This is a genomic window from Pedobacter sp. A2324, assembly GCF_059693705.1.
The window spans coordinates 245,966-264,931 of sequence record NZ_JCASSK010000004.1 but is presented as its reverse complement, the minus strand read 5'-3'; the positions used below and the strand labels follow the sequence as shown (position 1 = coordinate 264,931).

Annotated in this window: 13 protein-coding genes; 6 read left to right on the top strand and 7 right to left on the bottom strand. The window is 40.6% G+C overall.

Going from position 1 to position 18,966, the window contains the following annotated elements; translation table 11 throughout:
- Positions 1 to 197 precede the first annotated feature (197 nt).
- Positions 198 to 1,043, top strand: a complete 846-nt coding sequence (gene accD, locus AC570I_RS13710; RefSeq protein WP_497405874.1) for an acetyl-CoA carboxylase, carboxyltransferase subunit beta — start codon at positions 198 to 200, stop codon at positions 1,041 to 1,043.
- Positions 1,044 to 1,252: 209 nt separating this feature from the next.
- A complete protein-coding gene (locus AC570I_RS13705; protein ID WP_497405873.1) occupies positions 1,253 to 2,800 on the top strand; it encodes a M20/M25/M40 family metallo-hydrolase in 1,548 nt (515 codons plus the stop codon).
- An 80-nt stretch (positions 2,801 to 2,880) separates the two neighbouring features.
- On the opposite strand, the gene AC570I_RS13700 is transcribed toward AC570I_RS13705, so the two are convergent.
- From AC570I_RS13700 to AC570I_RS13675, 6 genes are all read right to left on the bottom strand, one after another.
- Complete coding sequence (locus tag AC570I_RS13700) at positions 2,881 to 3,885, bottom strand: cytochrome d ubiquinol oxidase subunit II (protein WP_047799356.1); 1,005 nt, start codon at positions 3,883 to 3,885, stop codon at positions 2,881 to 2,883.
- A 2-nt stretch (positions 3,886 to 3,887) separates the two neighbouring features.
- Positions 3,888 to 5,210, bottom strand: a complete 1,323-nt coding sequence (locus AC570I_RS13695; RefSeq protein ID WP_497405872.1) for a cytochrome ubiquinol oxidase subunit I — start codon at positions 5,208 to 5,210, stop codon at positions 3,888 to 3,890.
- 208 nt (positions 5,211 to 5,418) lie between these two features.
- Positions 5,419 to 5,622, bottom strand: coding sequence for a hypothetical protein (locus AC570I_RS13690; RefSeq protein ID WP_047799358.1), 204 nt, complete (start codon positions 5,620 to 5,622; stop codon positions 5,419 to 5,421).
- Positions 5,623 to 6,177: 555 nt separating this feature from the next.
- Entirely contained in the window at positions 6,178 to 7,326 is a 1,149-nt protein-coding gene (locus AC570I_RS13685) for a cysteine desulfurase family protein (RefSeq protein WP_497405871.1), read from the bottom strand.
- A gap of 3 nt (positions 7,327 to 7,329) precedes the next feature.
- Entirely contained in the window at positions 7,330 to 8,718 is a 1,389-nt protein-coding gene (glmM, locus tag AC570I_RS13680) for a phosphoglucosamine mutase (protein ID WP_497405870.1), read from the bottom strand.
- A 227-nt stretch (positions 8,719 to 8,945) separates the two neighbouring features.
- The gene (locus AC570I_RS13675; RefSeq protein ID WP_497405869.1) at positions 8,946 to 10,316 is read right to left on the bottom strand and encodes a dipeptidase; all 1,371 of its coding nucleotides are present in this window, start codon (positions 10,314 to 10,316) and stop codon (positions 8,946 to 8,948) included.
- Positions 10,317 to 10,583: 267 nt separating this feature from the next.
- On the opposite strand from AC570I_RS13675, the gene AC570I_RS13670 reads away from it, so the two are divergent.
- On the top strand, positions 10,584 to 11,558 hold the full coding sequence (locus tag AC570I_RS13670) for an SGNH/GDSL hydrolase family protein (protein WP_497405868.1): 975 nt from the start codon (positions 10,584 to 10,586) through the stop codon (positions 11,556 to 11,558).
- A gap of 24 nt (positions 11,559 to 11,582) precedes the next feature.
- Here the strand turns inward: AC570I_RS13670 and AC570I_RS13665 are convergent, their stop codons facing one another.
- Entirely contained in the window at positions 11,583 to 11,906 is a 324-nt protein-coding gene (locus AC570I_RS13665; protein WP_497405867.1) for a DUF493 domain-containing protein, read from the bottom strand.
- Positions 11,907 to 12,045: 139 nt separating this feature from the next.
- Between AC570I_RS13665 and AC570I_RS13660 the strand changes: the two genes are divergently transcribed.
- The 3 genes from AC570I_RS13660 to AC570I_RS13650 are packed head-to-tail and all read left to right on the top strand — an operon-like array spanning position 12,046 to position 18,943.
- Positions 12,046 to 14,343, top strand: a complete 2,298-nt coding sequence (locus tag AC570I_RS13660) for an ATP-dependent helicase (protein WP_497405866.1) — start codon at positions 12,046 to 12,048, stop codon at positions 14,341 to 14,343.
- 44 nt (positions 14,344 to 14,387) lie between these two features.
- Positions 14,388 to 17,927, top strand: a complete 3,540-nt coding sequence (smc, locus tag AC570I_RS13655) for a chromosome segregation protein SMC (RefSeq protein ID WP_497405865.1) — start codon at positions 14,388 to 14,390, stop codon at positions 17,925 to 17,927.
- Between the two features lie 41 nt (positions 17,928 to 17,968).
- Positions 17,969 to 18,943 carry a M28 family peptidase gene (locus AC570I_RS13650; protein WP_497405864.1) on the top strand — a complete coding sequence of 325 codons (975 nt, stop codon included), beginning with the start codon at positions 17,969 to 17,971 and terminating at the stop codon, positions 18,941 to 18,943.
- Positions 18,944 to 18,966: the final 23 nt, after the last annotated feature.

Sequence of the window (18,966 nt, the reverse complement as noted above, 5' to 3'; positions counted from 1 at the left end):
TCACATTATCCTTAGTGTAAAAAACACACATTAGCAGGAATAACTTATTTTTAACTTCAGATTAATCATTGGCAAAAATCAATTACCAAACCAACCGGGCGCTGATACCATTTTTATAATTGAAATTTGATCAATGGTAATTTATAAACTTGAGTATATTTTTCGTTTCTTTGCAATCCAATTCTTTAAAAAATTATATGGCTTGGTTTAAAAGAGAAAATAAAGGTATCATCACCACAACCGAAGAGAAGAAAGAGGCACCGGATGGCGTGTGGAATAAATGTCCGAATTGTAAAAAACCCTTGCATCAGGCAGAATTACAGGAAAACAAATACGTTTGCCACTACTGCAACTATCACCTGAGAGTGGGTTCTAAAGAATACTTCGAGGTTCTTTTCGACAACAATGAATTTAAAGAACTTTTTCCAAACCTCACATCTGGCGACCCGCTAAATTTCAACGACAATAAACCCTATACGGATAGAATCAAGGAAAGTCAGGCGAAAACCGGCTTAAAAGATGCTATACGTGCGGGCGCAGGAAAAATCGAAGGTCAGGATATTGTGATTGCCTGTATGGATTTTGCCTTTATTGGCGGTTCAATGGGTTCTGTTGTAGGGGAGAAAATAGCCCGTTCAATTGACTATAGTATCAAACATAAAGTGCCATTCCTGATGATTTCTAAATCAGGCGGCGCTCGTATGATGGAAGCTGCATTTTCATTGATGCAAATGGCTAAAACTTCAGCAAAACTTGCTTTGCTTAGTCAGGCTAAAGTACCATATATTTCTTTACTCACCGACCCTACTACAGGAGGTGTTACTGCATCTTATGCAATGCTTGGCGACATTAATATTGCTGAACCGGGTGCTTTGATCGGCTTCGCCGGCCCAAGGGTAATCAAAGAAACCATTAAAAAAGACCTGCCAAAAGGCTTCCAAACTTCAGAATTTGTATTGGAACATGGCTTTCTTGATTTCATTGTAGACAGACGTGCCATGAAAGCTAAATTGGGTGCTTTCATTAAAATGATGAATACCTAGATTTCAGGAATAACATTTCCCAGATATTTAAAAGCAGGGCTTTGGTAACTTCGGTTATTTCAGCCCTGTTTTTTTTGCCCTTAAACCGTGGCGCCGGCACTGTGAGTCTTTTTGCCATAATGAAAGTGTTGACTGCAACATTTCCATTAACATCACGTATCCAAGCTCTAAATAGTTAAATTAGCCTGATCCGTTAACCACAACTAATTATGAATAAAAAACTACTACTCCCTACCCTTTTGCTGTTTACATCATCCATCGCTTTTGGGCAAGACAGCAAGTTGATAGACAATATTGTGAAAGAAGTAAATGAAAACTCTCAGCTCGAGAAGCTGGCACACGAGCTTTTAGATGTTGTGGGACCCCGTTTAGTGGGGTCACCGCAAATGAAGCAAGCCAACGACTGGGCAGTGAAAAAATACAGTGACTGGGGTATTTCTGCAAAAAATGAGAAATGGGGCGAATGGCGGGGCTGGGAAAGAGGTGTAAGCCATATTGATCTCGTTAGTCCGAGGCTGAGAACCCTTGAAGGTACTCAATTAGCCTGGAGCCCATCAACAAATGGAAAAGCCATAAATGCAGAAGCCATTGTTTTACCTGCCATCACCGACTCTGTTTCTTTTCAGCGGTGGTTGCCTAATGTGAAAGGTAAAATGGTGTTAATTTCGATGAACCAGATTTCCGGCCGGCCAGAAAAAAACTGGGAAGAGTTTGCCACTAAAGATCTGTTTGAAAAATATAAAAAAGAAAAAACCGAAGCTGGTAAAGCCTGGTCGGCCGGGATGGCCAAAACGGGACTAACCGGGAAGAATCTGGCTCTGGCCATAGAAGGTGCAGGCGCAGCCGGAATCATCATCAACAACTGGTCGCAAGGCTTTGGAGTGGATAAAATTTTTGGCGCAAACACCACCAAAATCCCAACACTCGATTTATCAGTTGAAGATTATGGCCTGGTTTACCGCTTAGCTACGAGTGGCAATAAACCCATGCTCAGGATCGAATCAGAATCAAAAGAACTTGGTGTGGTGCCCACGTTCAACACCATTGCAGAAATTAAGGGAAAGCAAAAGCCAAAAGAATATGTGATGTTGTCTGCTCATTTTGACTCGTGGGATGGTGCAAGCGGTGCAACGGATAATGGATCGGGCACTATCATGATGATGGAAGCGATGCGTATTCTAAAGAAATTTTATCCTAACCCAAAACGTACCATTTTAGTTGGGCACTGGTGTAGTGAAGAACAGGGCTTAAATGGTTCCCGGGCATTTGTTGAAGATCATCCAGAGATTGTGGGCAACCTTCAGGCATTATTCAATCAGGATAATGGAACCGGACGCGTAGTTAATATCGGTGGACAAGGGTTTGCAAAATCTAAAGATTACATCACGCGCTGGTTAGCTGCAGTACCAGATACCATAAAAAACCAGATTAAGACAAGTTTCCCGGGAACGCCAGGCGCCGGAGGTTCTGATTTTGCCTCCTTCGTTGCTGCTGGTGCGCTCGGTTATTCCCTAAGCGCTACCAGCTGGGATTACGGGACTTATACCTGGCATACCAACCGCGATAGTTATGACAAGCTTGTTTTTGACGAAATTCGCAGCAATGTAATTTTGGCAGCCATTATGGTTTATATGGCCTGTGAAGATCCTGAAAAAACGTCTACAGAAAAAGCTACAGATTTACCTGTAAATGAACGCACAGGTAAGCAAGCCACTTGGCCTGAAGTAAAAAAAGCCACGAGGAAAGGTGGTTTGTAATTGATAGTAAAAGAGAGCAATTGAAAACAAATGCTCTCTTTTATGAATTGACCTCGTCTTAAACAGGCCTGAATCGGCTTTTATTCTTCTTTCTTTTGAAATTTATAAAACAGATAGCCCAGGAAAGGCAGAATCAACACACTTCCCAGCAAAAGCGCCAGGCCCAGACTGTAAATAGTTTTAGGCGGACCAACTGTTTCAAAAAGCGAAATGGCATCACCATTTTTTAATCGGATAAAATTTGGAAAATGCGCATAGCTGATGGCAACCAGGATCATCGTCACCTGAAAACCGGCCAGTATTCTTAATACCTTTGTTTTCCCTTTCAACAGCAAGTACCACAATAAAAATAACGACAAGCTGGCCAGTATAATTGCCGTTAAGCCAACCGTATTTTTAAAAACCCAGTCGATGAGTGGAATATTATCGAACTGTGCTGCAATAAAAACCATAGCCCCGAAAGCAACAGCAGATATGTTCATGTATTCTGCTTTCTTAATGAAGCGTCTCTTATCATCCTCATTATCGGTTTCACCAATCAGGTAAACCGCAGCCAAAAATCCGCATAACGACACCGTAAAAAGCCCAACTGCTATCGAAAACCAGTTTAACCAGCTATAAACGTAGGCAGAAAGGAAATCTTTTGCCTCTGTATCAATGTGCCCGGATATTACGCTCCCTGCAATGATCCCCAGAAAAAACGGGGTAACAAAGCTGGAATATCTGAAAATACGGTTATACAGCCATTGCATATCATCTTTAATGGCATCGTAATGGCGAAATACAAAGGCTGTTCCGCGGGCAATAATCCCGATGAGCATAATCAGCAATGGGATATGCAAATACACCGACATGGTGGTATAAATATGTGGAAACCCAACAAATAGTATTACGATTGCGATAATGAGCCACATGTGGTTAGCCTCCCAAACCGGCCCGATAGCCTGGTACATGGTTTTTCGGGTCCTACTCCTGTTCTTTGTCGACGTGAACAGTTCAATAATACCCGCTCCAAAGTCTGCACCTCCAAGAAGAAAGTAAAGCAGAATACCCAAACATAAAAAAGTAATGACTACGTATTCCATAATTATTTTACTTCAACAGGTTGATCATATACAACTGGCACCATTTTAATTTGCCTGTAAAGCAAAAAGGTAACCACAATACTCAAAGAGAAATAGATGGCAGAGAAAATGTAAAATGAATAAGCAATTCCAGGCATTGGGGTAACTGCATCTTTGGTCCTCATGATTCCGTAGATGATCCATGGCTGTCTGCCTACTTCCGTAACTACCCAACCCGCTTCTAATGCAATGTAGCCCAATGGAATGGCAAACACAAAAAGTTTTAACAGCCAGGGCTTATCTGCAAAAGATTTCTTTCTGAATAAATTAAAAAAATAGAGTACTGATATCAGCATCATAAAAGTACCCAGGCCTACCATAATCTGAAAAGCATAATGGGTTATCGCAACAGGGGGCTGCTCATTCTTAGGAGTCTGATCCAGACCTTTAACCTCGGCCTTGAAATCACCGTGCGCAAGAAAACTCAATGCTCCTGGAATTTTGATTGCTCCTTTTACTGTTCTATCTTCCTCATTCACAATCCCCCCTATTAATAAAGGTGCGGGCTTCTCCGTGTGATAAAGTGCTTCCATCGCTGCCAGTTTTGCAGGTTGCCTTTTGGCAACGTCTTTTGCAGACAAGTCTCCGCTCAGCGGTTGGAGCAATGCACCAATGCATGCAAAGGTTGCCGCGATTTTGAAAGCCTTTAAATGAAATAACTTGTTTCGGTTCCTGAGTATCATTAAGGCATGTACCCCCGCTACGGCAAATCCCGTAGCTGTAAAAGCTGCAAGACACATGTGCAAGGCCTGTGAAAACCATGCTTTGTTGAACATTGCCTGGATAGGATCGATGTTCAGGTATTTTCCTCCAACAAAATCAAAGCCAGCCGGGCTGTTCATCCAGGCATTCGCAGCAACAACCAGAATTCCAGAAGCCAGTCCGCTTACACCAACCACCATACCCGTAAACCAATGAAACCACTTATTTAATTTATTCCAGCCGTAAAGAAAAAAGCCTAAAGCAATGGCCTCAATAAAGAATGCCGTACCTTCCAAAGAAAATGGCATGCCAAAAATCGGACCTGCATGTTCCATAAATTTAGGCCAGAGTAAGCCAAGCTCAAAAGATAACATGGTACCCGATACCGCTCCTGTAGCAAAAAAAATCGCCACGCCTTTACTCCAGGCCTTTGTCAGGTTTTTATAAACTTCATCATTTGTTTTGAGCCACTTGTAGTGAGATAGAGCCATAAAGAATGGCATAACCATACCGATACAAGAAAAAACGATGTGAAAGCCTAAGGATAAGGCCATTTGCGAACGGGCAGCTAAGAAATCATCCATATCTGAATTGGATTAGGTGTAACGCAAATATAACAGATATGGATTTACCTGTACCAGATTCATATACCTAGTTTAGAATTATTTTAAATATAGAATGTTTATAAATTGAAAATAGATTTGGATAGATGCAGCGATAACCAAAATAAAAAAGCCACGACAATTGCCGTGGCTTAAGTTCAATCATATTGCCCTTAATTACTGGCACACATTAGATTCCTGATCCTGGCGTAGTTCCTGGTTCATGTCCGGGACCAAAAGCATTATTTTTTCTGCCTTTGTCTTTGTCAAACAAATTTGTCGACTGCTTTGATGACTTGTTATTATCCAGCGAATCATGTTCCCTTACATCTTCAACTTTTTTATCCAGTAAGTCATTCTCAATAACTTTTCCTTTTTCTTTATTCGTTCCCATGGTATTTTCTATTTTGATGTACTAAAAGAACAAGCAGGAAATAATTTTGTTTTCACATACTCGTAAAGAGAATGCCTTTACGACTGCTGCTTTTATCTGAATACATGAATAGATCCAAATGAAAGGAATTTTCTTTTGTGAACTTTGGTAAAATGATTTGACGATTCAAATGAAAATGGGGCAAGGATTAATTTGTAAATGTGTTTTCTTTCATCACTTAATTTTAAGTTCGACGAGTGTTGCTCCCCGGCTGGGTTAATCTGGTTAGTTTCCATAGCATTATTATTTTTTGAATAGGTTACAATTCTAAAAAGATGCTGAACCTTACACTCATGAGATATCTATAAGGTGATATGGAGGAAATACATTGGCAGCTCAAATTTTCACTACGCTTCTGCTCAAACTGCTCTTATCTAATACTATACTAAATTTAAGGTTTTAAAATTAAATAAACAAATATTTCACCTGGTGTGATGAGTGATCACAGTAATTCCGGCATGGAAACAAAAAAGTCCCGGATTGCTCCGGGACTTTTCCTATTTGGTTACCTGTGTTTTAAGCCAAAGCATTTTGCTTTACTACCATTTTAACTTTTTCTACCACGTAGTCCAATTCTTCTCTGGTGGTAAATTTGCTGAAAGAAAACCGTACCGATGGACGGTTAGGATCTGCATTTATACCTGTCAAAACATGCGAACCAATGTTAGACCCCGAAGAGCAGGCACTTCCGCCAGAGGCACATATTCCGTTTATATCGAGATTGAACAGTAACATATCCGCCATGTCCATTTCAGGAAAGGATACATTTAAAACGGTGTATAAGCTTTTATCAGCATCGGTTTCACCATTAAAAGCAATACCCGGAATTTCGGAAATAAGCTGTTCTCTTAAATAATCCTTCAAGCCCTGAATATGAGCCTGATGTTCTGCCATCTCTGCATATGCGATTTCCAGTGCTTTAGCCAGCCCAACTATCCCATATACATTCTCAGTGCCACCACGCATATTACGCTCCTGTGCACCGCCGTAAATCATTGGCGGTATCTTGATATTACTATTTACATATAAGAAACCTACACCCTTGGGTCCATGTAACTTATGTGCTGCGCACACAATGAAGTGGGCCTTCAGTTCACGTACATTGTGCACATAGTGACCCATTGTCTGAACAGTGTCGGCATGATAAATCGCGTCATATTTCTCACAGATATTCCCTACTCTGATCATATCTGTAAGTGTACCTAACTCATTATTGGCATGCATTAAAGAAACAAATGACCGCTCATTATTTTGGAGTAACTCTTCCAGATGGGCATAGTCAATATTTCCTTTTGTATCAATATTAACAAAACTGAGTTTATCTATTTCACCGTTTTTAAGCATCATATTTAAAGTGTGCTCCACCGCATGGTGTTCAATTTTAGAAGTGATGGCATGTTTGATACCGTATGCCGAAATCCCACAGCGTATAGCCGTGTTATCTGCCTCTGTGCCACCCGAAGTAAAAAATATCTCTGATGGAGACGCACCAAGTAGTCCGGAAACAGTTTTACGCGCCTTCTCTACCAGCGTCCTTACTTCTCTTCCCAACGCATGGATTGCTGATGGATTTCCAAAGTAGTTTTCCATCACATTAGTCATTTCAGCAATTACAGCTTTATCCAAAGGTGTAGTGGCGGCATTATCTAAATAAACTTTTTTCATGTATTAGTTTAATTTAAGGATTTCTTTGATGTCTGAAATGATCTTATTCGCCAGGCTTTCAGCAACCGTTTCATTTTCAGCTTCACTGTAAATCCGGATGATTGGCTCAGTATTAGAACGACGTAAATGTACCCATGTTTTATCAAACTCAATTTTTAATCCATCGATGGTACTGTATGGCTGCTTTTTATATTTCTCTTCAACCTGCTTAAGCAAGTTGTCAATATCCATCTCTGGCGTAAGGGTAATTTTGTTTTTAGAAATATAGTATTGAGGATAACTGCCCCTTAACACTGAAATGGACTTGCCAAACTTGGCCAGATGAGTCAAAAACAATGCTATCCCAACCAATGCATCTCTTCCATAATGCGATTCAGGGTAGATAATTCCTCCATTCCCTTCACCTCCGATAACTGCATTGGTTTCTTTGATCTTATTCACCACATTTACCTCGCCAACAGCCGATGCGTTGTAGTCAGCACCTGCCTGCTCGGTCACATCGCGCAATGCCCGGGTTGAGGAAAGATTGGAAACTGTATTTCCAGGTGTATTTTTCAGAACATAATCAGCAACAGCAACTAAAGTATATTCTTCGCCAAACATACTTCCATCTTCATTTACAAAACACAAGCGGTCAACATCAGGATCTACAACAATGCCCAGATCGGCATTTTGCTTTTGTACTTCTTTCGAAATCTCGGTAAGGTTTTCGGGAAGTGGCTCCGGGTTATGTGGAAAATGCCCGTCAGGTGTACAATAAAGCTCAGTAATTCGGGTCACCCCAAGTGCTTTTAATAAAGCGGGGATAAAAATACCTCCGGTAGAATTTACGCAATCAATAACGATTTTGAAATCTGCTTTTTTAATCGCCTCAACATCTACCAATGGCAGTGCCAATACCTGATCAATATGTTTTTGAAGATAGGTATCATTTTTTATCACTTTACCCAACTGATCTACTTCTGCAAAAGCAAAAGCGCTGGTTTCTGCAATATCCAGAACATCCTTCCCATCGGCATCGCTGATAAATTCACCTTTATCATTCAACAGCTTCAGCGCATTCCATTGTTTTGGATTATGGCTTGCAGTGAGGATAATTCCCCCGCCTGCATGTTCATTGGGAACAGCGATCTCAACTGTTGGAGTGGTGGAAAGGCCCAGATCAATTACTTCAATTCCAAGGCCCTGAAGGGTTCCAATGACCAGGTTGTTAACCATTTCACCAGAAATACGGGCATCGCGGCCAATCACAATTCGTTTATTATTGGTTTTTTGAACTACCCAGCTACCAAATGCAGCAGTAAATTTTACGATATCTAAAGGGGTTAAACCGTTTCCGGCCTGGCCGCCAATAGTTCCTCTTATTCCTGAAATTGATTTTATTAATGTCACTCCTTTGTGTTTTTTTTGAGTGTCAAAAATACGAAAAAAAACAAGACAGCTTCTACTTCAAGGCAACCAACGCCATTAATTTACATTGTCTTTATATCAGTTTAAGGCATCTGTTCTTTGAATATTAACCTGGGTTGCATAATCAAACGTATGCGCAAATGCAGCATTGAAAATAAAAAAATCCCTGCCCGGTTAAAACAGGCAGGGATAAGTCATTCAGATCTGAACTATTTGCTGAATTCTGCGAAATATTTGTGAAATAAAGGCAAAGTTTCAATTCCTTTATAATAGTTGTAGATATCGTATTTCTCGTTTGGCGAATGCAGTGCATCACTATCTAAGCCAAATCCAAACAGTACAGATTTAATACCCAACACATCTTCAAACAATGCAACAATTGGAATACTGCCGCCCCCGCGTGTTGGAATTGCTTTTTTCCCAAAGCTATCTTCAATGGCTTTTTCAGCGGCGCGGTAAGCCACACTATCGGTAGGTGTTACCACCGGTTCGCCACCATGATGTGGAGTAACCTTAACCTTTACGTTTTTTGGTGCAATGCTTTCAAAATGTTTGGTAAAAATTTCTGCAATCTCTTCCGAACTTTGATCAGGTACTAAACGCATTGAAATTTTGGCATTTGCCTTACTTGGTAAAACAGTTTTTGCACCTTCACCAATATAGCCACTCCAGATACCATTTACCTCCAATGTCGGACGTGTTCCGGTACGTTCCAGTGTCGAATACCCTTTTTCACCCCAAACTTCTTCTATATCAAGGTCTTTTGTATATTCTTCTTCATCGTAAGGAGCCGAATTTAAAGCTTTTTTCTCCTCATCAGTCAGCTCGATAACTTTGTCATAAAAGGCAGGAATTGTAATATGATTATTCTCGTCATGCAGTGAAGCGATCATTTTACATAAAATAGTGGCTGGGTTAGCAACTGCCCCACCATAAACACCTGAGTGCAAATCGCGGTTAGGACCAACAACTTCTACCTCCATGTAAGCCAGTCCACGCAAACCGGTTTCGATAGAAGGATGTTCCATACTGATCATGGAAGTATCCGAAATCAATACCACGTCTGCTTTCAAACGTTCAGCATTATCTTTCACAAAGATACCCAGGTTGGCCGATCCTACCTCCTCCTCGCCTTCGATCATAAATTTGATGTTGCAGGCAAGCGTATTGGTCTCTTTCATCAATTCAAAAGCTTTCACATGCATATAGAATTGTCCTTTATCATCACAGGCACCGCGGGCATATATCTTGCCATCGCGTACGGTAGGTTCAAAAGGCGGTGTGTGCCACAACTCAAGCGGGTCTGCAGGCTGTACATCATAATGACCGTATACCAATACAGTTGGTAATGCACTATCTATAATTTTCTCGCCGTAAACAATCGGGTAACCGGCTGTCTGGCAAATCTCTACATTATCTGCACCCGCATCTTTCAGCTTCTGAGCCACGTAATCAGCGGTTTTTAAAACATCACCTTTGAATTTAGGGTCAGCACTAACCGAAGGAAATCGCAAAAGCTCGAACAACTCATCTAAAAAGCGTTGCTTGTGCGTTTCTACATAATTTTTAATCTCTTGCATAACAAAATGAATTTGGGCAAATATAGGTGTTACGGTTTAAAGGTCGTAAATGCATGGCAATTTAAAGTACAAACGTAATAATTGAATCGCTTTAAAAGAGTAGAAACCCTAAAGTCAATACAAACCAAACCCTGGTGTAAAGTGTTGAAGAAACAGGATGTCAATATTGTTAAAAAGCCTGCAAATGTATTGCTGATGATACTATTTTTTATGTAAATTGCGGCTTTTAACGGATATCCTTAAACCCTGTAAGAAAGAACATTCTAAATGAAATTTAGCGCGATATTAATCTCTTTTATGCTGCTTTGTTTCATATGCCCTGAAAGTTTTGCTCAGGTGAATACCACTCCGGCAAATGTAAGTTGCCCTGAAGCAGCTCAGTATTATTCTAAAGACAGTATCAATATCGTAACTTTCGGAGCAAGTACCGTTGAAGGCGTTCAGGGTCTAGGCTTCCAGAATGCACTTAAAAATAATTTCCTGCAATGCTACCAGAATAAGGTGGTTGACATCACTAATTTTGGAATCGGCGGACAAACAACCTCACAGGGTTTATTGAGAATTGACAATGCGATAAAAGACAGAACAGGCTTTATCGTTATTGATATGGGAATCAATGATGCCCTGGCAATTGTTAATGGAAAAGGCAGCGTTGCGGAAACAGAAGCTAATATGCGTTCTTTACTTAACTCCAGCGTAGCACAGAAATTAGTACCTATAATATGTACGCTGCAATTTGTAGACGATAGAAATAACCCTACACTTGTTAGGGCAAATGCCACAATTAGGGCACTTAATACCGTTTACAGACGATTGGCATCCGAATATAAAATATACCTGGCCGACATCAATGCCGCCATCAGAAGGGATTTTTCATTATATCAAGACCCCTATCACCCTAATGCACGTGGATACCGGTTAATCAGCTACGTGATCTTCGACACCATAAACAAAGCAATTTTTGATAGATTCCTGAAGTTTGTTGTCTCGCAAAACTACCCTAACCCTGCTTCAAGCCAAACTTTTCTTGATATTGTATTACCTGAAACAGATAAAATAAACATTCAGGTTTTCGATTTATTGGGAAGGCTGGTAAAAACGGTGGTTAACGAATACCTGAATACCGGAAAACATACACTGGAGATTAACACTACCACATTTGTTCCCGGAATTTACTTCTTCAAAATCACTTCAGATTCCGGCCAATACAATACGGCAAAGAAGTTTATCGTTGCCAGATAAAAGCGCAACTTTAACCCACTAAGGTTAAAGAATCATAATGCCTTTAATTTCGCCTGTCTGCCGATAAATTTTGATCACTTCGTCAGCATTTTGAACTTCCTTCTTTACTGTAATGGAGACATATTTACCTGTTTTTGATGGCTGTTCAATAAATTCATCATCCGGTAAAACTTTACGCAACTCTTCTACTTTATCCAGTCCGCCGGTAATAATAAACTTGAAATGGTAAACTCCCGGAAATTGTTGAACACCTTCCAGTTTCTCTTTTAAATTGGCGTAAACATCAGTACCAGTCCCTTCAGGTATGTCAGTAAGCTCAATGTCTTTATTCACTTTTTTCTCTTCCATAGCCCGGATATATCAAATTCTATTCCCAAAAAAGATCCATGCAATTTTGGCATAATCATGATTAACTTCTATTTATCCACAAATTCAATAAAAAGCCCGGGAATCCTTATTTTTGAACCTCAAAAAAACAGAAGCCGATTTGGACTATTTAGAAGGATTGAATCCACAACAAAGAGCAGCAGTAGAAAATACAAAAGGACCGGTAATGATTGTTGCAGGTGCTGGTTCGGGCAAAACGCGTGTAATAACCTTTCGTGTGGCGCACCTGATCCAAACCGGAACCGATCCCTTTAATATTCTCGTTTTAACGTTTACCAACAAAGCCAGTAAGGATATGCGCGAGCGGATCAGTAAAGTGGTAGGCGCTGAAGCAAAAAACATATGGATGGGGACCTTTCACTCTGTTTTTGCCAAGATTCTGCGTGTTGAAGCGGAGAAAATCGGTTACCCAAGTAACTTCACCATTTATGATACTGACGATACCAAAAGTGTTATCCGTGCCATATTGAAAGAAATGCAGTTGGATGATAAATTGTATGCACCCAATTTTGTGTATGGAAGAATCTCGTCGGCTAAAAACAACCTGATTTCCTGGGGCGAGTATCAGGCAAACGATCAGATACAGGCTGAAGATATCCAGAATAAAAGGCCTTTACTCGGTCAGATTTATGAGCAATACGCCAAAAGATGTTTCAGGGCAGGCGCTATGGATTTCGACGATTTACTGTTTAAAACCAATATCCTGCTGAAAGAGCACCCTGAAGTATTAAATAAATATCAGCAGAAGTTCAGGTACCTGATGGTCGATGAGTATCAGGATACCAACTTTTCTCAATATACCATTGTAAAAAAACTCGCCGCAGCCTACCAGAACATCTGTGTTGTGGGCGACGATGCGCAGAGTATTTATGCCTTTCGCGGGGCGAATATTCAAAACATTTTGAACTTCGAACGCGATTACCCTGATTTAAAAGTTTATAAGCTTGAGCAAAATTACCGCTCAACGCAGAATATTGTAGATGCCGCCAGTAGCATTATCGCCAATAACAAAAATCAGCTGGAAAAGAATGTGTTCTCTGAAAATGTTGAAGGCGACAGAATAAAAGTATCCCGCGCATTTACCGATAACGAAGAGGGTAAACTGGTTGCTGAATCCATTATTCAGGAACGTGGCTTAAAAGGTCACCAGTACAATGATTTTGCCATCCTATACCGAACAAATGCCCAAAGCAGGGCGATGGAGGAAGGTTTGCGCAAACTCAACATTCCATATAAAATATACGGAGGCACCTCTTTCTATCAACGTAAAGAGATAAAGGATTTAATTGCCTACTTCCGCCTGACCTTTAATCCAAAAGATGAGGAAGCCATAAAACGCGTAATCAACTATCCTAAACGTGGTATCGGAGACACCTCTGTCGATAAAATTATTGTTGCAGCCGATCAGCACAACATCACCATGTGGGATGTCATTTCTAATGCCCACATGTACGTTGATGGCCGTTTGGCAAATCAATTGAATGATTTTTCGATGATGGTGCAAAGCTTTCAGGCCGAAGCTAAAAAGCTTGATGCCTACGATTCAGCATTATTCATTGCCCAGCATGCAGGTATTTTAAAAGAGCTCTACACTGATGATAGTGTAGAGGGCAGAGCCAGATATGAAAATATCCAGGAGCTGTTAAACGGTATTAAAGAGTTTGCCGAACGCGAGGATATAGAAGAAAAGGGTCTGGATGTATTTATGCAGGATGTGGCCCTTTTAACCAACGATGACAAAGACGGCGACAAAAACAAGGATACCGTTTCATTGATGACCATTCACTCTGCAAAGGGTTTGGAATTTAAAAACGTATTTATTGTCGGCCTGGAAGAAAACCTCTTCCCTTCTCAAATGTCCGTAAACTCTCGCGCCGATCTGGAAGAAGAACGACGCTTGTTTTATGTTGCCATCACCAGGGCCGAAATTAAGTTAACCATTACCTATGCAACTTCACGTTACCGTTGGGGAACCTTAACCAACTGCGAACCAAGCCGTTTCATCAATGAAATCAATCCACGGTTTTTAGAGTTAGATGTTAAGCCAGCAAAAAGCAATATGCTCGAAGGTAATTTTGACGATGAACGCAAAACCTGGACATCTCAGCCTCGTGATTTCATGAGCAAGCCAAAACCAACAGGAACAACTTCTGCCCCGCCTCCGCGTCCTAAAACAACATCTTTGCTGGCAAAAGCACACATTCCTACAGCCGGCTTCACGCCCTCACAGCCAAATGAATTTCAAAACGGCATGGAAGTGGAACACGAAAAGTTCGGTTTTGGTAAAATTGTAAGCCTGGAAGGAAATTTACCTGACGTGAAAGCCACAGTGTTTTTCCAGGGCTTAGGAAATAAACAGTTGTTATTGAAATTTGCGAAGTTGATGATTGTGAAATAAAGTATAAATGGCCACAGATTAAATTTATCTCCCCACTACAAACCATGCAACTCACTAAGTTAGAAATTAAAGGATTTAAGAGCTTTGGCGACAAAGTGACCATCAATTTTAATGAGGGAGTTACAGCTATTGTGGGGCCGAATGGTTGTGGAAAATCGAATGTGATTGATGCCATGCGCTGGGTTTTGGGCGAACAGAGTACCAAAGCATTGCGCTCTGAGAAAATGGAAAACATCATTTTCAATGGCACAAAAAACCGGAAACAGGCACAGCTCGCAGAAGTTTCGCTAAGCTTTGATAACACTAAAAACATTCTACCAACCGCTTACTCACAGGTTACCGTTACCCGGAAACTTTACCGTAATGGCGATAGTGAGTACCGCTTAAATGATGTTCAGTGCCGTTTAAAAGACATTACAGATTTATTTCTCGATACTGGTATTGGTTCGGATAGCTACTCTATCATTGAGCTTAAAATGGTTGACGAAATCATCAATAACAAGGAGCATAGCCGCCGTTCGTTATTTGAAGAAGCCTCGGGCATTTCCAAATACAAACTTCGTAAGAAACAGACTTTTAGTAAGCTTAAAGACACTGAAGCCGACCTGGAACGGGTTGAAGATTTGCTTTTCGAAATTGAAAAGAACTTAAAAACGCTCGAAAACCAAGCCCGTAAAGCAGAGCGTTACTATAAATTAAAAGAACAATACCGTGAACTGAGTGTGCAGCTGGCCACTCACAGGATTGCTTTCTTCCGTACCGACTTAAATGCACTCGAAACCCAGGAACAAAGCCAGCAGGTTTCCAGGGCTGAGCTCAGCACAAAAATAGATACTCAGGAAGCGGAGTTGCAAAAGCTCAAACTGGCAAGCATCAATCAGGAGAAAAACTTATCCATTCAGCAAAAGGCAACGAACGAACTTGTTTCTAAAATCCGTGCCTACGAAAGTGAGAAAAAGGTTAAAAATGAGCAAATGCGCTTTTTACAGGAAAAGGAAACCCGGGTATCCGGCGAGCTGGAGAAAGATAAAAATCAGGTTAACCACGTTAAATACAATATTAAGCGTTTAAACGAAGAAGTTTTAACAGAAACTGAAGTGTTTAACAAAGTAGAATCTGATTTAAAAGTCCTCAAATTATCACTCGATACATTCCGTGAACAACAGCAAACTGAAAAAAACAGGCTCGATAACCTGATTAAATCTGTAAGCGATTTACAAAATCAGGTGTATCAGGCTCAAAAAGAAATTGATATCCTCAATATTCAAAAGGATGCCCTGGTGCAGGAAACCAACAGAAATGTGGATGACACTGAAACCAAAACCCTGGAACTGAAAGCCTTCGACCATGCTTTGGCCGAACTGGATATTCAGATTACCGAGAAGCAAAATAACATCAGGCAGCTTAAAGAAGCGGAAGAAATATTGAGAATTAAACTTGCCGAATCAGAGCTTAATTTAAACTCAGACAAAGAAAAGCTGACTTCAGAGAACCGCAAAAAAGATGCGAAACAAAACGAATACAACCTCACAAAATCCCTGGTAGATAGTCTGGAAGGTTTTCCCGAATCGATACGTTTTTTAAAAAAGAACAATTCATTTGCCAAAAGCGCCTTACTCCTTTCCGATATCCTGTTTTGTAACGAGGATTATCGTATCGCTATAGAAAACTATCTTGAACCCGTGATGAATCATTATGTGGTTGAGAAATATACAGATGCCGTTCAGGCCATCAATTTACTTACCGACGCCAGTCGTGGTCGCGCTAACTTTTTTATACTCGAGAATATTCCGGATAAAAATGCTGCACCCGCTAACCGCGAAGGCTTGATCCCTGCTTTATCCGTAATAGAAGTTGATAAAAAATACCAAAATCTATGTAACCTCTTGCTCCAAAATGTTAATATAGCTGTTAACGAACAGGAACAATTATTTAAGGAAACACCAACAGAAAGCATTACTGTCTTAGCAAAGAACGGTAAGTACGCACAAACACGGGTTACATTGGCCGGTGGGTCTGTAGGACTGTTTGAAGGCAAAAGAATCGGTCGGGCAAAAAACCTGGAGAACTTAGCTAAAGAGATCAAGGCATCAGAATCGCTGATCAACCAATATAATGCAGCAATAAAAGCTGAAACCGAAAACATTTTTAACCTGAAAGAGGCTTCAAAAGTTAACCAAATCAGCACCCTTCAGCAAGAGCTGAACCGCTTGAGTAATGAACAGATTTCCGTTCAAACCCGTCGCGATCAATACCAGGAGTTTATCACAACCAGCGAAAACCGTAAAACGGACATTGCCCAAAAAATTGTGTCAATCGAAAAATCGCTGTCAGAAAAACTACCGGCTTTGGTAGCGCTGCAACAAAAACAGCAACAATACCATGTAAACCTGCAGGAACAGCAAATCAATTATCAGGAACTTGCCGATCAGGTTAACGAAAGTGCAGGAAAATACAATCAGGACAATATTCGTTTTCACCAGCAGCAGAATAAATTATCAGGACTTGAAAAAGATCTTGATTACCGCTTTGTGCAGGAAGAGGCTTTAAATAAGCGGGTTGCCCAAAACGAAAAAGAATTACAGGAAACCCTGGCACAAATTACTGAAACCTTGCAACACACTGATTTAAGTGATGATACACTGCTGGAGATGTATCAGCAGCGCGAGGAAATGGAAAAGGGCCTGGCAGATGTAGAAAAGGAATATTTTGATAGTAAAGGCAATATCAACGAAGTAGAAACCAGCCTTTCCAACATTCGTAAAAACCGTGAAGAAACAGATTTTCTCCTAACGGAAATTAAGGACAAGAAAAACACTCTCAAGATTGATTTAAACTCCCTGAAAGAGCGCTTAGCTGTCGAATTTAACATTGATATAAACGACCTGCTGGAAAGCGACACCGAGATTGAAGCCTTGGAAAGTGAGTTCGAAATCAGGCAAAAGGTAGAAAAAATGAAGCGCCAGCTGGATGAATTTGGTGCAATAAATTCCATGGCCATGGAGGCTTTCAAAGAAATGGAAGAACGTTATGCGTTCATTCAGAACCAGAAAAAAGACCTTAATGCCGCCAAAACAGATCTGCTGCAAACAATAAAGGAAATAGATGATACCGCAAAAGATAAGTTTATGCAGGCCTTCACACAGGCACGTGAACACTTTATCGTGGTTTTCCGCTCTTTATTTAATGAGGAAGATAGCTGCGACCTGATTCTATCAGATACCATTAATCCTTTAGAAGCAGATATCGACATCATCGCACGTCCCAAGGGAAAAAGACCACTCTCCATCAACCAGTTATCCGGAGGCGAAAAAACACTTACTGCCACAGCCCTTTTATTTTCGCTGTATTTACTAAAACCAGCTCCTTTCTGTATTTTCGATGAGGTTGATGCACCGCTCGATGATACAAACATCGATAAGTTTAACAATATCATTCGTAAGTTTTCTGGTCAGTCGCAGTTTATCATCGTGTCGCACAATAAACGCACAATTGCCAGCACAGATATCATTTACGGTGTAACGATGGTAGAGCAAGGTGTTTCCAGAGTGGTTGCAGTAGATTTGCGCGAGGTCGCTGCATAATTGACAATATAACCCCCGCAGACAGCGTTATGAATAATAAAATGAAAATACTATATATCCTTCCCTTAGCCATCTTGCTAAGCAGCTGTTCATCAGTTAAAAATCAAACCGCATCAGGAACAGGTAAATTAGACACCCAATTGCTCAAAGATGTAGAAGTGCTTTCTTCTGATGCTTACCAGGGTCGAAAAACGGGCACTAAAGGTGCAGAAATGGCCCGTGCTTATATCAGGGAAAGGTTTCAGAAGCTAGGCCTGAAGTCATACCCGCAAAACGTTAACTATGCTCAGGAATTTACATTCAACTCACGCGGTGGAACAAAAGTGAACGGGACAAACTTAATCGGCTATATTCCCGGCAAAACTACGAATATAATCGTGGTTTCTGCACACTACGATCACCTGGGAGTGGTTAAAGACCAGGTTTTCAACGGAGCGGATGATAATGCTTCAGGATCAGCAGGCCTGTTAAAAATTGCCGCCTACTTTGCAAAGAATAAACCTGTGAACACCATTATTTTCGCCGCCTTCGATGCTGAGGAAATGGGACTTCAGGGCGCCAAAGCCTTTGTCGCCAACCCTCCCGTTGCCATCAATACCATTGCAGTTAATTTAAACATGGACATGATCAGTCATAGCGATAAGGGCGAACTTTATGTTAGCGGTACGTTCAAATATCCTGAACTGAAAAAATATGTAGATACGAATAGAAAAGAAATCAAGGTCATATTAGGGCACGATGATCCAAAGCTTGGACATGATGACTGGACTAACCAAAGCGATCAGGGCGCCTTCAATGCTAAGAACATTCCCTTTTTATACTTTGGCGTTGAAGACCATAAAGATTACCACAAGGCAACTGATGAATACAGTACCATCACCAGACAATTTTTTAGTGATGCTGCCAACGTGGTTTTAAACGTTGTAAAAAGCATCGACAAGCAATCCCAACTGCAGGAAACTTTAAAAGATAAAATGTTGATGAGGGATAATCCACAAAAAGTAAATAAATTCTAGTCGATTATTTAAAAGAAAAAAAG

Bases quoted from the DNA above. Each gene is read 5' to 3' on its own strand.
- accD (WP_497405874.1), top strand. From the start codon at position 198: ATGGCTTGGTTTAAAAGAGAAAATAAAGGTATCATCACCACAACCGAA.
- AC570I_RS13705 (WP_497405873.1), top strand. From the start codon at position 1,253: ATGAATAAAAAACTACTACTCCCTACCCTTTTGCTGTTTACATCATCC.
- AC570I_RS13700 (WP_047799356.1), bottom strand. From the start codon at position 3,885: ATGGAATACGTAGTCATTACTTTTTTATGTTTGGGTATTCTGCTTTAC.
- AC570I_RS13695 (WP_497405872.1), bottom strand. From the start codon at position 5,210: ATGGATGATTTCTTAGCTGCCCGTTCGCAAATGGCCTTATCCTTAGGC.
- AC570I_RS13690 (WP_047799358.1), bottom strand. From the start codon at position 5,622: ATGGGAACGAATAAAGAAAAAGGAAAAGTTATTGAGAATGACTTACTG.
- AC570I_RS13685 (WP_497405871.1), bottom strand. From the start codon at position 7,326: ATGAAAAAAGTTTATTTAGATAATGCCGCCACTACACCTTTGGATAAA.
- AC570I_RS13675 (WP_497405869.1), bottom strand. From the start codon at position 10,316: ATGCAAGAGATTAAAAATTATGTAGAAACGCACAAGCAACGCTTTTTA.
- AC570I_RS13670 (WP_497405868.1), top strand. From the start codon at position 10,584: ATGAAATTTAGCGCGATATTAATCTCTTTTATGCTGCTTTGTTTCATA.
- AC570I_RS13665 (WP_497405867.1), bottom strand. From the start codon at position 11,906: ATGGAAGAGAAAAAAGTGAATAAAGACATTGAGCTTACTGACATACCT.
- smc (WP_497405865.1), top strand. From the start codon at position 14,388: ATGCAACTCACTAAGTTAGAAATTAAAGGATTTAAGAGCTTTGGCGAC.
- AC570I_RS13650 (WP_497405864.1), top strand. From the start codon at position 17,969: ATGAAAATACTATATATCCTTCCCTTAGCCATCTTGCTAAGCAGCTGT.